Here is a 15,391-nt window from a genome sequence, read left to right on the forward strand (position 1 = left end):
CGAAATTGCTTTTTGCATCGGCAAGCAAAAATGTCTATACCTTAAGCCAATTAATCTATAACAATAATTCCATCCCTTTTTTCGCTGCACCGTATTTCTTCACACAGTTGTTCTCAAATTAGATTGCTACACGGGATTGGTATTCACCTGCCGCTTTATCCCCTCGCGATGAATTTAACGCTGTTGCAATAACAGCGCGGACGCTGCACGCCCATTGGAGGAAGTATGAGGTTTACATTAAATCCTATCGCATTAGGAATGTTGGCGGCGCAATTGCTGGTTTATCCAGCCATGCAAAGTCAGGCTGTTACATTAGGGACTTACACACCACAAAATAATGACAACCAAATAGGTAAAATTACCGTCAGCAGCGGCAATGAAACCCTTACCGGGAATCAGGCGTTCACGGCAGGAACAGATGGCGCAGTCACCACCACGCTCGGACAAGTAGCAATCACCTCGGGATCGCAGTATCTCAATCAGGATCGCCTTGATCCCGGCCCGCAAAACTTTGCCATCACCACGCCCGATGCAGCCACCGGCACCAACAGCACGTTCCAGGTTTACAACTCTGCGAGTCTTGTCGCATTAGCGCCCGTCACCAGCGCCACCAGCGTGCCGGATGTGCAAAACGTCAATAATGGCCAATATATCGACGCGCGTATTGCCGATGTGACAGGTGGCACGCTGGACGTGAATATCGGCCAGGCCAATGCGCTCAGCAGCGCCAGCACCAACAGCTGGACCATGGCAGCCAAGCAGACAGCGCTTTTTGATGTGAGCGGCACCGGCACGGTAAACTGGAACAGCAACAACCGCATTAGCTTCTTCGGCTCAACCGCTACGCCAGACGGCGCAGGCTCGGCCACCAGCAGCTATCAGGTGCAAAATCTCGCCACCTATAACGGGGCCTTCAGCGTGCAGACGCTGGATGGCAACAGCACCAGTTTTAGCGTCACTAACGCCAGCCAACTGCAAAGCTACAATAACTGGCTGATCAGCCAACTTCAGTCAGGCAACCTCGATAAAACGCGCTATCTCACCGAATTCAACAAAGCCGTCACCTTCACCAATGCCAACATTGTTTACAACGTCAGTGCCACACCGCCCGATGAAGTCACGCAACCGATACAAAATCGCATTGTGATTAATGCCAATGGCGCGGGGGCGAAAGTGAATCTGGCGGCGGGTAAAACGCTGGAAGTGGTGGGCGCAACCGGCGGAGCGATTAAAGCTTCGAACGGTGCGCAGGCGGTGATTGATGGCAAGCTGGCGAGCCGAGGCAGCATCACCAATAACGGCACGGCGCTGGTGCTGACCGACAACAGCAGCGGGATTAACAATGGTGTGATTAACGGCGGATTTCTCAACCGTCAGGATGGCACCGGCATTGGTTCGACCGGCTACGGTGCCAACGGCGTAGCCGTGCAAACTGGCAGTACCTTCAACAACAACGGCATCCTCAATTTCGCCACCACCGGCAGCAATTCGCAGTATGGCGTGGCGGGCATCAATCTGGGTGTGTCTTCCAGCGCCAATAACAGCGGCAATATCAACGTCGGCGTTAACGGTTCCAGTGCGCGCGGCACCGCATCCGGCGTATTGCTGACCGATGCCACTTCAAGCTTTACCAATAACGCCAGCGGCAATATCTACATTGGTCGCGGCCCGCAAAACAGCCTGGGTGAGGCGACGGCGGATACCGCGATGAACCAGAGCGGGCTCACCAGCGGTATCGCCTTGGTCGCCAACGGCAACGCGGTCAACGAGGGCAGCATTACCATCGGGACGAAAACGCAAAACGCAGCGGGGATGTCGGCGACAGGTGCTAATAACGCCACCATGATTAATAACGGCACCATCAATGTGAACGGCGCGGCTGCCACCATACCGCGCGAAAACGTCGGCATGCTGGTGACCAACAGTGCGGGCAACATCAATAACGCGGGCACCATCAATCTGAATGGCGTGAACGGCACCGGCCTGAAAGTGCTGGCCACCAATGGCAACACCGCGAGTGCCACCTCAACCGGCACCATTAACGTGGCGGGCGGGGCCGATCCGGCCAGCGGCACGCGCAACTACGGCGTGTGGGTGGAAGGGCAAGGAACGGGCACGGCGCAAGCCACCGTCGATGGCCCGATTAACCTTAGCGGCAATGGCGCGATTGGCGTGCATGCGCGCGGTAATTCCACTGTTACGGTGGATCCGGCTGCCGTACCGACTTTCTCCAATGGCACCAACCAGATTGCCTTCTTCGCCTACGGCCCCAATGCGCTGATCAACGTGCTGGGCAATAATCCGTTTGATGTCACCACGCAGAACTCCAAGCTGTTCCGCGTTGAGCAGGGCGCAGACTTTAACGGCAACGCCTTGTCGCTCACCGCTTCCGGAGCAGGTTCAACAGCGGTGCTCGGCAGCGGGGCGGGCACCGATGTCAACAGTGGTGCGGCGGTGATCAACGTCAGCGGCAGCGGCGCGAATGGCATCACGGTGGAAGGGGGCGCAAATGGCGTGATTAACGCGGCAACCACCATGAACCTCACCGGCAGCAACGCGATTGGCGCGATCGTTGACGGACAAAAACACGATATCTTCGGCAGAAACAGCGGCTCGCCGGTGACCAGCACCAGCCTGAACTCTGCGGCGTCTTTAAATGCTGCGCAGAGTGGATTGACCGGCTATGTGGCGCGTAATCGCGCGCAGCTGACCAACACTGGCGATATCACTTTCACCGGCGCCAATTCAACCGGCATCCGCGTGGAGAGCGGTGCAATCGGCACCAACAGCGGCAACATCAATATCAACGATGGCGGCACCGGCATCGCAGTGAACAGTGGCAGCAGTACCTTTGCCACCACCGCCAATAATACCGGCACCATCAACGTTAACGGCGGCAGCACCACCAACCGCAGTCGCGGCGTTAGCGCCAGCGGCAATCGTGCGGTAGCGAACCTGAATGGTGGGACGTTGAATTTGAACGGCACCGGCGCAATCGGGGCGGAAGCGCTCAACGGCGCGCTGGTGAATATCGCTGCTGGTTCAGCGCCGGTATTCAACAACAGCGACCAGATCGCCTATCACGCGGCGGGCAGCGGATCGCGCATCAGCTCCGCCACCAACGCCTTGGACGTTAACACCAGCGGCTCAACCGGTTATCGCATTGATGACGGCGCAGCGCTAAGTTTCGCCTCTCCAACAACCCTTACCTCCAGCGCCAGTAACAGCACCGGCGCGATCATCTCCGGCAGCGGCAGCAGCCTGAATAGCCGCAACGCCAACTTCACCGCCAGCGGCCAGGGTAGCACGGCAATCCGCGCAGAAGGCGGCGCGAGCGCCACGCTGGACAGCGGCAGCAGCATTAATCTCAGCGGCAGCAACGCGGTCGGCGTGCTGGTGAATAATCTGCGTACCGATCTGAGTAACGCGCTGGATGGCACGTCAGCGGCTACCCGCGTCACCAGCAACGGCAACGTCAGCGGCGCGGGCAATGGTGCGATTGGCTTTGACGTCACCAACGGCGCAGAGTTGGTCAACAACGGCAATGTGAATCTTACCGGCAGCAACAACATCGGTATCCGTTCGCGCGCTGGCAGTACGCTGACCAACAACGGCGTGGTCAACGTGGCCAACGGCACCGGGCTGGATGTCTCCGGCAGCGGCAGCACGCTGGCGAAAGGCGGCACCATTAATGTCGATAACGGTACGGCGGGCGTGCGCATCAGCGATGGCGCGCAGCTGGCTTTAACCGGTAGCGACACGGTGATCACCACGCGCGGCAACGCGCACGGCATCTTGCTGGATAGCGGCGCGACCGCACTCAGCGCCAGCGATGCCACGGTTAACGTGCTGGGCAGCGGCAACGGCATCGAAAACCGCGCCGAACTGAGCAACGTCGGCCTGCGCAATCTCACCATTAATGTCGGCGACGGCAACGGGATTCGCACCGCCGTACCGTTCGATCCGGCTTCAACCGTGACCACCAACGTGAACGGCAGCGGTACCGGTTTGAACATCGCCAACGCCGATGGCTCGACCACCGGCGGCGATCTTACGCTGGGTTCGGGCTATCAATTTAATGTTACCGGCGCGGGCGGCACCGGTATTCGCGCCAACACCACGGGCAATGTCACCACCGCCGCTAATGTGAATATTGATAATGCGGCGGGTGGATCGGCGCTGGTCTCAAGCACCGCAGGCACCATCGTCAATACCGGCAACTTCACCTCCAACAGCCTGACGGCGCCGGTGGTGGATCTGCGTGGTGGTAAAACCATCTTCGAAAACCTCGGCAGCATCATCACCGCCAATCCACAAACCGTGGCGGTGGCGGGCAGCAACGCCGATGACGAAATCCTGCTGACGGAAGGCGCAGTGCAGGGCGATATCAACCCAGGCGGCGGATCGGATCGGTTCCGCTGGACGGGCGGTACGCTCAACGGCAGCCTGACCATGGGCAATGACAACAACAACACCGCTGAAGTGAGCAATGTCGATCTCGGCACCACCTACCATCTCACCAGCGGCACCGGCACCGGTAACACCTTAACCTTCAACCAGATCGATTCACGCGGCGGTAGCTTCAGCGCCGACGATCTCAGCAAAGGGGTCAACCTCGGCAGCGGCTGGAGCACCATCAACTTCGCCAACACCCAATGGACTTTGACCGATAACCTGCAACTGGCGCACAGCACTATCAACGTGGATGCTGACTCTACGCTGTTTGCCGGCGATAACGTGCATCCAACGCTGTCGGGTGGAACGGCGGATTCGCTGGTGGTGAACAACGCCGGTACGCTGGATCTCACCAACGGCGCGGGTTCGCCGGGCAACACGCTGGATATTGCGGGCTCACTGGCATCAAGCGGCGGCCAGCTCAATCTGGTCACCAATCTGAATGAGGGCGGTGCGCTGAGCAACCAGTTCACCGACCATCTCAATGTCACCGGCAATGCCAGCGGTACCACGCTAGTGAATGTGGAGCTTGCCGATGCCAGCACTGGCGCACTGACCGATCTCAATCAAAATGGTGGCGTGGAGGGCAACGAAGGGATCTCGCTGGCACAGGTCGGCGGTAATGCCAGCGCTAACAGCTTCGCGCTGAAAGATGGCTATCTCGGCGCCGGGCCGTGGCAATATCGCCTCTACACCTTCGCGCCGGGCAGTAGCGATCCCAATCAACGCTTAGTCAGCGGCAGCGGCAATAACTATTGGGATTACCGTCTGGCGAACTACTACGTGTGTGAAGATGGCAACAGCTGCCAGCCGACCTTCATCACTGATGCCTTTGGTACGCCGCAAAGCTACGATTCGCGCCCAGCGGTGGTGCCGCAGGTGCCTTCCTATGTGTCGGCACCGGTTGGCCTTGCCTATTACACCTCGGCGATTATCGACGATCTGCATAAGCGCCTCGGCGAACTGCGCCACGAGCAGACGCGTCCGGAAGGCAACGGCGGCGAGATGTTCCTGCGCTACATCGGCTCGAACCTGAAGTACAAGAGCGATAAGAGTTTCCGCGACTTTGGTTATGACTTTGATCTTGATTACAGCGCGGTACAGGTGGGCGGCAATCTGTTGCGCCTCGACGGCGAGCAAGACAGCTTGCGCGGCGGTTTGGCCTATACGCGCGGTAATACACGCATTCGTCCACACGCGGCTGACGGTTACAGCAGCACCACGTTCGACAGCGATAGCCTGGCGTTTTACGGCACCTGGCAGCGTCAAAGCGGTTTCTATCTGGATGGCGTGTTGTCGTTTGACTGGCATCGCGGCGAAACCGACATTGCGCGCACGCAAGAGGTGGCGAAGTTGAAAGGCAACGGCTGGACGGCATCGCTGGAGAGCGGCTATCCGTTCGAGTTGGGCGATGGCTATAAGCTGGAGCCGCAGGCGCAGCTGATGTACATGAAGCTGGATATGGACGACTTCACCGATAAAGACGGCAACAAGGTACGTTACGGCGATTACAACCAAACCATTGGTCGTTTGGGCGCGCGCCTCGATCGCACGTGGACCGACGACAGCAATCGCCAATACACCCCTTATCTGCGCGCTAACTACTACAAAGGTTGGGGCGGAGCGGCGGATACGTCGGTGTCTTCGGTGGATAATCCGGCGTTTGGCGCCACCTTCAGCAGCGGAAAATTTGGTCAGATGTGGGAAGTGGGTGCCGGCGGCACTGCCACCTTGCAGAAGGATGTATCGCTGTACGCCGAGGCGGATTATCGCAAAGAGATTGCGGGCAACGGTGCTAAAGGGTGGCGGTATAACGTGGGGGTTCGCTGGCAATTCTGATTTCCCTGCGCCCTTTGCGCTGCAGGTGCGTTTTAAATTAAAAGATTGATTGGGTTTACTGTAAAACCAGGTTAATAGATGACATCAGTAACCAAAGTGTGAAAGCCGCTGCAAAGCGGCTTTTTTATTGCTTTGAATGTGAAACTGGCGCTAAAGCTCAAGCCGTGCGCTGCCGAAAAGGTAAAAAAGCATAATCGATTTTTCTTTTCGCCTGCGTTTTGCAAGGACACACACATGCGTAATAACCAGCCCGTCACTCAGCGCGAATTCGCGTTTGAGGATGACGCCACTTTGATGTCGACCACCGATCTCAACAGCTATATCACCTACGCCAACGACGCCTTTATTGACGTCAGCGGCTTCAGCCCGGAAGAGGTGAATGGCCAGCCGCATAACATGGTGCGCCATCCGGATATGCCACCGGAAGCCTTTGCTGATATGTGGGCGACGCTCAAGCAGGGCGAGCCGTGGACGGCGCTGGTTAAGAATCGGCGTAAGAATGGCGATCACTATTGGGTGCGCGCTAACGCCATTCCGGTGGTGCGCGAGGGCAAAGTGCAGGGCTTTATGTCGGTGCGCACCAAGCCGTCAGCGGAAGAGGTGCGTCACACCGAAACGCTGTACCGCGACTTCCGCGAAGGGCGCGCCAAAGGACGTCGTTTCCATAAAGGATTGATCGTTGGCACCGGCTGGCGTGCCCTTGGCTCGATCCTGAAAACCCTGCCGCTGCGCTGGCGCATTCGCTCCACTTTATTCACGCTACTGCCGCTTTCCGTGCTGGGTGTTTGGCTGCTTGATGTGACACCGCTGGCGATAGGCTGCTTTGCTGGCGGCATGGCGGGCCTGTTGCTGCTGGCGAGCCTGTGGCTGGAGCAGCAAATTTCACGTCCAATGGAACGCATGTGCCGTCAGGCATTAAGCGTGGCGACCGGCGCCAGCCATAAAGTGGAACAGATCGATCGCGTCGATGAGATTGGCGTCACGCTGCGCGCCATCGGCCAGCTCGGCCTGATGTTCCGCTGGCTGGTGGATGATGTTAGCGGTCAGGCAATTAACGTGCTCAGTGCCAGCGATGCCATCGCGCGCAGCAATGACGAACTCAGCCGCCGCACCGAACAAGCTGCCGCTAACGTGCAGCAAACCGCTGCCACCATGAACGAAATGACCGCCACGGTGAAGAGCAACACCGATACCGCCAAAGAGGTGAATGGCTTATCGGAAAATACCAGTCATGCGGCGATCAAAGGTGGCAAGGTGATGCAGGAGATGGTGGGGATGATGGCGGAAATCGCCGACAGCTCGAAACGTATCGCCAATATCACCAGCGTGATTGACGGCATCGCCTTCCAGACCAATATTCTGGCGCTGAATGCGGCAGTGGAAGCGGCGCGCGCCGGCGAGCAGGGAAAAGGATTCGCGGTGGTGGCCGGTGAAGTGCGCAGCCTCGCGCAGCGCAGCGCCAAAGCCGCCAGCGAAATTAAAAATCTGGTGGAAACCAGCGCCAGCCGCGTCCAATCGGGGAGCGATCACGCTGATGCGGCCGGTCACACCATGCAGGAGATTGTTGATCAGGTGCAGAATGTCACCGCGTTGATCGCGCAGATCAGCGGCGCAACTGCCGAGCAGGCCATCGCGCTAACGCAGGTCAGCACCGCGGTGGAAGATCTCGACGACATCACCCATCAAAACGCTGCACGCGTGGCAGAAGGCGCTGAAGCGTCCGGACGCATGAAGCACCAGGCCAATCGTCTGGTGGAAGCGATCAGCGTGTTTCGTTAACGCATTTCCCGTTCGGCGCGCAGTGCACCGGGCGGTGTGCCGACAATGCGTTTGAATGCGCGGCTAAATGCCGCCAGCGAACCGTAACCTAGGTGGAAGGCGACGCTTTCCACCGCTTCGCCTTCATGCACGATACGTTCCACCGCCAATCGCATACGCAGCTCAGTGAGATAGCGCAGCGGCGTCATGCCGGTTGCGCTCTGAAAACGAGCAGCAAACACCGAACGCGAGCTGCCGGATTCCCGCGCCAGCCGTTCCACCGTCCAGTTTTCACCAGGTTCACGATGCATCGCCGCCATCGCCAGGCTGAGACGCGGATCGCGCAGCGCCTGCACCAATCCGCTGCCTTTGCCACAGCCGTTCTCCACCCAGCCGCGCACAATCTGCGCCGCCACTACATCTGCCAACCGCGACAGAATCCCGGCGAATCCGGCTTTGCGCTGCCGCGTTTCGCGCTCCATCGCATCGAGAATCGGCTGGATTTCCGGGTACTGCGCCAGCAGCGTACTCACCAGCATCACATCCGGCATGGTATGGACCAGCGGCTGCATGCCGCCAAGCTCAAACGCCATGCAGGCGCTGAACAGAATCACATCGCTGTCATCCGGGCAGACGTCTACGCCGTCGCCGATGGCACAGACGCTGTCGCAAATTGGGCGACTGTTAAAAGTCGAAATGGGTTCACAGATTGCCTCTTCGCTGGAAATCAACGCATGTGGTTTGCCGTGCGGGATCAGCAACGCATCGCCCGCCTGCAGCGGATAGATCACGCCCGATGCCGAGCGGATCAGTAACGATCCGCGCCCAACAAAGTGCAGCTGCGCCTTGCCTGGCGCGTCCTCATATTGCAGGCCAAAGGGCGCATGCAGCGCGATTCGCTGGTATTTGACGCCGTACAGGCGCATGCCCATCAGCAATTCACTGGTCAGGTCTTCATAGCGGCTCATGGTAATCTCAGACGAATAATCAAAAAACAAAGTTTCTGCATCATAGATCGTCTGGTGATCCGTCACTATGCTTAACGCTAAATATTTTGTGATGGGGATCACAGATGAGCCTGGATACTGACGTTATCGAAACACCATTAGAAGTGGATAAACCGGCGTGGGGCGCCGTGTTTGCCATGGCCTTTGGCGTGTTCGGCCTGATTACAGCAGAATTTCTGCCGGTCAGTTTACTGACGCCGATTGCTGACACGCTGCACATCAGCGAAGGGCAGGCGGGACAAACCGTTACCGTGACGGCGCTGGTGGCGCTACTCACCAGTCTGGTGATCGGCAACGTGACGCGTCAGCTTGACCGTCGTGTGGTGATGCTGGCCTTTACGCTGCTGCTGATTGCCTCCGCACTGCTGGTGGCCTTTGCTGAGAATCTGCCGATGATTCTGCTGGCCCGCGTGCTGCTGGGCGTGGCAATTGGCGGCTTCTGGACGCTCTCCACGGCCATTACCATGCGTCTGGTGCCGAGTGATCAGGTGCCGCGCGCGCTGTCCATCGTGTTCAGCGGTATTTCGCTGGCGACCATTATTGCTGCGCCGCTCGGCAGCTATCTGGGCGGCATTATTGGCTGGCGTAACATCTTTATGCTGACCGCCGCGCTGGGCGTGCTGGCGCTGTTGTGGCAGTTCTTCACCTTGCCCGCGATGCCGCCGATTAATAAAGCGCGCAGCGGTGGCGTGTTGGATCTGCTGCGTAAAAGCGTGATGCGCTGGGGCATGCTGGCGGTGATCATGATGTTCACCGGCCACTTCGCCTTCTTTACTTACCTGCGTCCGTTCCTCGAAGGCAGCGCGCAGCTCAACGTCAATCAGCTGTCGCTGGTGCTACTGGCGTTTGGCGTGGCGAACTTCTTCGGTACTTCGCTGGCCGGTTATCTGGTGACGCGCAGCGTATCGCTGACGTTAACCGCGATGGCGTTGGTGATGAGCGTGACCGCGCTGCTGCTGGTGAGCTTCGGCGAGGTGTCATGGCTGGTCGCGGCGGGCGTGGCGCTGTGGGGACTGGCGTTTGGTTCGATGCCAACCGGCTGGTCAACGTGGATTTCCCGCGCGGTGCCGGACGATGCCGAATCGGGCGGCGGTTTGCTGGTCGCTACCATCCAGCTGGCAATCACCGCCGGTGCCGCCGCCGGTGGCTGGATGTTTGATCTGCAAGGCGCAGGCGGCGTGTTCCTCGCCAGCGGCGTGCTGATGCTATTAGCCGCCATCACCATCTTCACCCGCGTCCGCCACCACGGTTAACCCGTAGGGTCGCCATTTATGGCGACCTTGCCATCAACCGCATGAATCAAAGGTCGCCATAAATGGCGACCCTACGAAACCTTACCTATCACAGCCATAAATCCTGCCTTTTAATTAAATATCAGATTTTTAACCTTTTGCACAAAGGTTAACCTAAATGTGCTTTTTAGGTTCAAAATATTCGAACAACAACGGCAAATCTCTCCGCTTTTTACTGATCGATTCTGCGCCTATTATATCTCTCAACAAGGCGATGACGCCTTACTCAATCAAACATACATTAAGGAATTGACCATGAAATCTATCAAAACTTTTGCTGCTGTTATCGCTCTGACCGTTCTGCCATTCGCTAGCTTTGCGCAAAGCATCACTGCAACCGCTTCAACGCTGGATGGTGCAGAAGCGCAAATCGCTGCTCAGGCGCACGAAGCTGGTGCTTCCTATAAAGTGACCGAAGCCAATTTCAACAACGGTGTGCACATGACTGCCGAACTGACCAAATAAGTTGCGTTAACGTTCTGTGCTGACAGGGTGCCTTCGGGCGCCCTGGCGGCGTTGGTAACCTGATAAAATCCTGTCACTTTCCCTTCGAAATGATTACTATTCTCAAAAAGTAGCACCCTTCGTCGGCTCGCCTCGGGCTGTCTTTTTAAATATTGGTTGTAATGTCGAGCTTTCACTTCACTGCCATCAGGCGGTGTTTTTGCTATGGAGAAGTTATGAAGACGAATAAAAAATCGTGGGCGCTGCGTCCACTGCTGCTGGCAACGGCGCTGTTCTCGACCTATGCGGTGATGGCGGCAGAATCTCAGCCGCTGAATCAGGTGATCTCAAAAGGCGCTTACGAACTGGCATTCAGCAACAGCGATAACGCGCTGTTCCTCGCCACCGCGCAGAGCACAACCGACAAAAAAGGCGGCACCGTTTATCGTCTCGATCCGCAAGATCTGGCGGTGAAGCAAACCATCAATACCGATCTGCCGACCTTTGGCGCGGCGATTAACCAGAAAACCAACACCCTGTACTTCGGTAACACGCGTGACGGTTCACTGACCGCAGTGGATGCCACCAGCGGCAAAGTGATCAACACGCTGGTGCTGGATGGCCGTCAGCGCAGCGAAACCGTGCGTCCGCTGCAGCCGCGTCAGCTGGCCGTCGATCCAGCAACCGATCGCGTTTACATCACCGGCCTCGGTGAGCAGAGCGTGGTGTGGGTGGTGGATGGCAAAACCCTGAAACTGATCAGCACCGTGCCGAACACCGGCAAAATGGGCACCGGTTTGGCCATCGATTCAGCGGCGCAAAAACTGTATGTCACCAACTCCGACGGCGAACTGGTGACCATTAACACGCGCCTGAATGCGATTGAAAAGCGCCAGAAAATCGATGGCGATAAAGATCACTTTTTCCTGAATATCTCGCTGGATACTCAAGGCCATCGCGCCTTCCTCAGCGACTCAAAACAGTCGCAGGTGCTGGTGCTGGATACCCGTACGCAGCAGGTGATCCACAAGATCGATGTGCCGGAATCGCTGGCGGTGCTGTTCAATGCCGATCGTGATGAGCTGTACGTTACGCACCGCAAAGCGGGCGAAATCAGCATCATCGACGCCAGCAACTACAAAGTGAAACGCACGGTGAAAGCGCCGGGCCTGCCAAACAGCCTGGCGGTTTCCGCCGATGGTAAAACCCTGTTTGTCAGCATCAAGCAGCCGGGTTCACGCAAAGAGCCACCTAAAAATCCCGATAGCGTTTTGCGCATCGAACTCTGATCGGTAGTTTTCTGAAACTGAGAGGCGGCTTATGCCGCCTTTTGCATTTCTGCCCTCTGCGCCGTTTTTATCGCCACACATACGCTACCTTGTAGAGCAACAACACCAATGGAGAGGATGCAATGAGCCAGTTTTTTATGCATGAGAAAAACGATCTGGTTAACGAAGCCATCGAAGGGGTTTTGCTGAGCACGCCGTGGCATAACCTCAGTCGCCTCGATCTCGGTGATGAGATTCGCGTGGTGGTGCGCTCGGACTGGGATAAAAGCAAAGTGGCGCTGATCTCCGGCGGCGGCTCCGGACATGAACCGGCGCATGCCGGGTTTGTCGGCAAAGGCATGCTGACGGCGGCGGTGTGCGGCGATATCTTTGCGTCGCCGAGTGTCGATGCGGTGCTGAACGCCATCGTTAACGTCACCGGCGATGCCGGTTGCCTGCTGATTGTGAAGAACTATACCGGCGATCGCCTCAACTTTGGTCTGGCGGCGGAGAAAGCCAAAAACCTCGGCTACAAGGTTGAGCTGGTGATGGTGCAGGATGATATCGCGCTGCCAGAAAACCCGCAGCCGCGCGGTATCGCGGGCACCGTGCTGGTGCACAAAATCGCGGGCTTTGCGGCAGAGCAGGGACAATCGCTGGATGAGGTGAAAGCGCTGGCGCAGCGGGCGATTGATGCCACATCGTCCATCGGTTTGGCTTTTGCCACTTGCCATGTGCCGGGCGAAAAACGTGATGAACGCGTCGAGCCTGGTCACAGCGAGCTCGGCATGGGCATTCACGGCGAGCCGGGCGTCATCACGTTGGATACGCAAGACAGCCGCAACATCACCAGCATCATGACCGATAAACTGGCGCAGGCGCTGCCGGACGGCAAACAGGCACTGCTGCTGATCAACAATCTCGGTGGTTTCTCGCAGCTTGAACTGGCGCTGCTGACGCGTGAAGTGTTGCAATCGCCGCTGGCGGCGCGCATCACGCATTTGCTGGGTCCGGCAACGCTGGTGAGTGCGCTGGATATGAAGGGTTTCTCACTGACGCTGCTGGCGCTGGAAGAGCCGTTCCTGGAAGCGTTGAACGCGCCGGTTCAGGTGCTGGGTTGGGTGCCGGTGTATGACTTTGCGCCGATCAGCCTGCAACGTGCCGAGAAGATCGGCAGCGTGTTGGATTTTGATGCCTCTGAGAATGCTGAGGTGGCGAAGATTGTCGCAAGCGTCACGCAGACGCTGATCGATCTGGAAAGCGAGCTGAACGCGCTGGATGCCAAAGTGGGCGATGGCGATACCGGTTCAACCTTTGCCGCCGGGGCGAAGAAAATTCAGCGCGGTTTGCAGGAAAAACAGCTGCCGCTGGATGAGCTGCCAACCTTGCTGGCGCTGATTGGCGAGCAGCTGGCCACGGTGATGGGCGGATCGAGCGGCGTATTGATGTCGATTCTGTTCACCAGCGCCGGTCAGCAGCTGGAAGAGGGCAGCGCGCTGCCGCAGGCGCTGATGCACGGGCTGGAACGCATGAAGCATTACGGCGGCGCGCAGCCAGGTCATCGCACTTTAGTGGATGCGCTGCAACCGGCGCTGGAAGCGTTAGTGGCAGGCGAGTCGCTGGCAGCAGCGGCACAAGCGGCGCAGAAAGGCGCTGACGCCACCGCGCAGATGCAGAACGCCAAAGCGGGGCGTTCCGCGTATCTGAATCAGCAGAGTCTGGATGGGGTGAAGGATCCGGGCGCGTACGCGATTGAGAAAGTGTTTGCGGTATTGGCGGGCTAAACAGAGTGCGCCTGGCCCCTCACCCTAACCCTCTCCCGCAAGCGGGAGAGGGAACCGATCGAGCCTATGGCAGCGTCTCCCTCTCCCCGTGGGAGAGGGCATCAGACCGCACCTTACTCCGCCGCTTCGCGCATCATCTCTTCGTGCGGAATATCCTGCAAAATCTGCTCGAAACTGCGCAGACGTTTGTAGATCGACATCAGCGTAATCAGCGTTGACCACGAGGTGATCAAATACTGGAACGACGAACGCACCTGATCAAACACGTTGGTAATCTGGTTCAACAGGCCGAGCGTAATGGTGCCCGCCACAATCGACGGGAACAGCACAAACAGCCCGAACACGTTATCCACCTGCAGATACATAATGCGCGTGATGTTGAAGTACAAATAGTGGAAATAGAGGCGGAAATAGTTCTGACGCACGCGGCTAAACAGCTCATGCACCGTCGGCGGTGAAGCGCGTTCGGGATCGTCTTCGCCGTACACCAGCTCTTTACGATAGGCCGCTTCTACCCGCTGATTACGGAACTCCAGCCCCGGCAGTTTAATCCCCACCAACGCCAGCAGCGCGGTACCAAACAGCGACCACAGCAGCGCGGCAATCACCAATGCATACGGAATGCTGCCGAGAATCGGTACCTCTTTCACATGGTGCGACAGCGTGACCAGCACCGGCAGAAACGCCACCAGCGTCATAATCGCCTGAATAAAGTTGATGCCCCAATCCTGCAACGTACCCGCGAAGCGCATGGTGTCTTCCTGCACACGCTGTGCCGCACCCTCAACCAGACGCAGACGCTGCCAGTTGTGCATGTAGTAATTGTTCATCGCAGTACGCCAGCGGAACACCCAATGGCTGACGAAGAACGAGTTCATCACGCCAATCACCACCGCGATCAGCGCGATACCGAGAAACGCCAGCACTTGCACATAGAACTGGTGGATGGCGACGGAACCGGCTTTGGTCAGTGCCTGCTGAATCATGTCGTAGAACGGGCCATACCAGGCGTTGACGCCCACGCCGACCTGCACCCCAAACCAGGTGACAAAGATGATCAGAATCGATCCCCAAACCGACCAGCGCTGCCACGGATGGTTATCAATCACACGCCAGGTGAGCGCGAAGATGCCGGCAATAATCCAGTAATAGGCGTAAAACCACAGTTGGCTGATATGAATAAAACGGCTGGCATTGGTTGGCAAAGGTTCGTGCATCGCCGCCTGGAGCGCAGGCCAGCGCGCCGGGAAATCACTGAAAAAGCCGAACCAGGCAAAAATTGCTACTAAACTCCAAATCGCAGCTGAGCTGAAAAACAGCGTTGGCCGCGGAAAAAAGGACTTAAACATAGGCACTCCGCTGTTGTGTGTACTCTTTTATACCGCTTCAGACCTCTATCTGTCTGTTGTCGGTTGTATCTGACGATGACAGCTTCGCCGCTGCGATGTAAAGCGACAGCGGCAATTGTTAAGTAATTAGTGCGAATTTGTTTCTAAGAACTAAATTATCCACAGCAATGGTGTTACAATATTTGCACTGTTACC

General features: G+C 57.5%; 8 protein-coding genes. 6 read left to right on the plus strand and 2 right to left on the minus strand.

Annotated elements, in window-relative coordinates:
- Positions 1–225 precede the first annotated feature (225 nt).
- Both AC6I8A_RS01890 and AC6I8A_RS01895 read left to right on the plus strand, forming a co-directional pair.
- Positions 226–6,294, plus strand: a complete 6,069-nt coding sequence (locus AC6I8A_RS01890; RefSeq protein WP_497817928.1) for an autotransporter outer membrane beta-barrel domain-containing protein — start codon at positions 226–228, stop codon at positions 6,292–6,294.
- A 234-nt stretch (positions 6,295–6,528) separates the two neighbouring features.
- A complete protein-coding gene (locus AC6I8A_RS01895; RefSeq protein ID WP_265300697.1) occupies positions 6,529–8,073 on the plus strand; it encodes a methyl-accepting chemotaxis protein in 1,545 nt (514 codons plus the stop codon).
- Here AC6I8A_RS01895 and AC6I8A_RS01900 read toward each other — a convergent pair.
- A complete protein-coding gene (locus AC6I8A_RS01900; protein ID WP_008105638.1) occupies positions 8,070–9,020 on the minus strand; it encodes an AraC family transcriptional regulator in 951 nt (316 codons plus the stop codon). The two genes, AC6I8A_RS01895 and AC6I8A_RS01900, sit on opposite strands and share 4 nt — an antisense overlap.
- Before the next feature lie 104 nt (positions 9,021–9,124).
- Between AC6I8A_RS01900 and AC6I8A_RS01905 the strand changes: the two genes are divergently transcribed.
- The 4 genes from AC6I8A_RS01905 (at position 9,125) to AC6I8A_RS01920 (ending at position 13,847) form a co-directional block, all read left to right on the plus strand.
- On the plus strand, positions 9,125–10,312 hold the full coding sequence (locus AC6I8A_RS01905; RefSeq protein ID WP_256698176.1) for an MFS transporter: 1,188 nt from the start codon (positions 9,125–9,127) through the stop codon (positions 10,310–10,312).
- Between the two features lie 294 nt (positions 10,313–10,606).
- Positions 10,607–10,816, plus strand: coding sequence for a YdgH/BhsA/McbA family protein (locus AC6I8A_RS01910; RefSeq protein ID WP_008105630.1), 210 nt, complete (start codon positions 10,607–10,609; stop codon positions 10,814–10,816).
- 215 nt (positions 10,817–11,031) lie between these two features.
- On the plus strand, positions 11,032–12,084 hold the full coding sequence (gene yncE, locus AC6I8A_RS01915; RefSeq protein WP_497817929.1) for a 7-bladed beta-propeller protein YncE: 1,053 nt from the start codon (positions 11,032–11,034) through the stop codon (positions 12,082–12,084).
- Between the two features lie 122 nt (positions 12,085–12,206).
- A complete protein-coding gene (locus AC6I8A_RS01920) occupies positions 12,207–13,847 on the plus strand; it encodes a dihydroxyacetone kinase subunit DhaK (protein ID WP_497817930.1) in 1,641 nt (546 codons plus the stop codon).
- Positions 13,848–13,960: 113 nt separating this feature from the next.
- On the opposite strand, the gene sbmA is transcribed toward AC6I8A_RS01920, so the two are convergent.
- On the minus strand, positions 13,961–15,196 hold the full coding sequence (gene sbmA / locus AC6I8A_RS01925; RefSeq protein WP_312181596.1) for a peptide antibiotic transporter SbmA: 1,236 nt from the start codon (positions 15,194–15,196) through the stop codon (positions 13,961–13,963).
- Positions 15,197–15,391 lie beyond the last annotated feature (195 nt).

It is taken from the genome of Pantoea sp. X-Soil-ISGK-275, assembly GCF_059730795.1.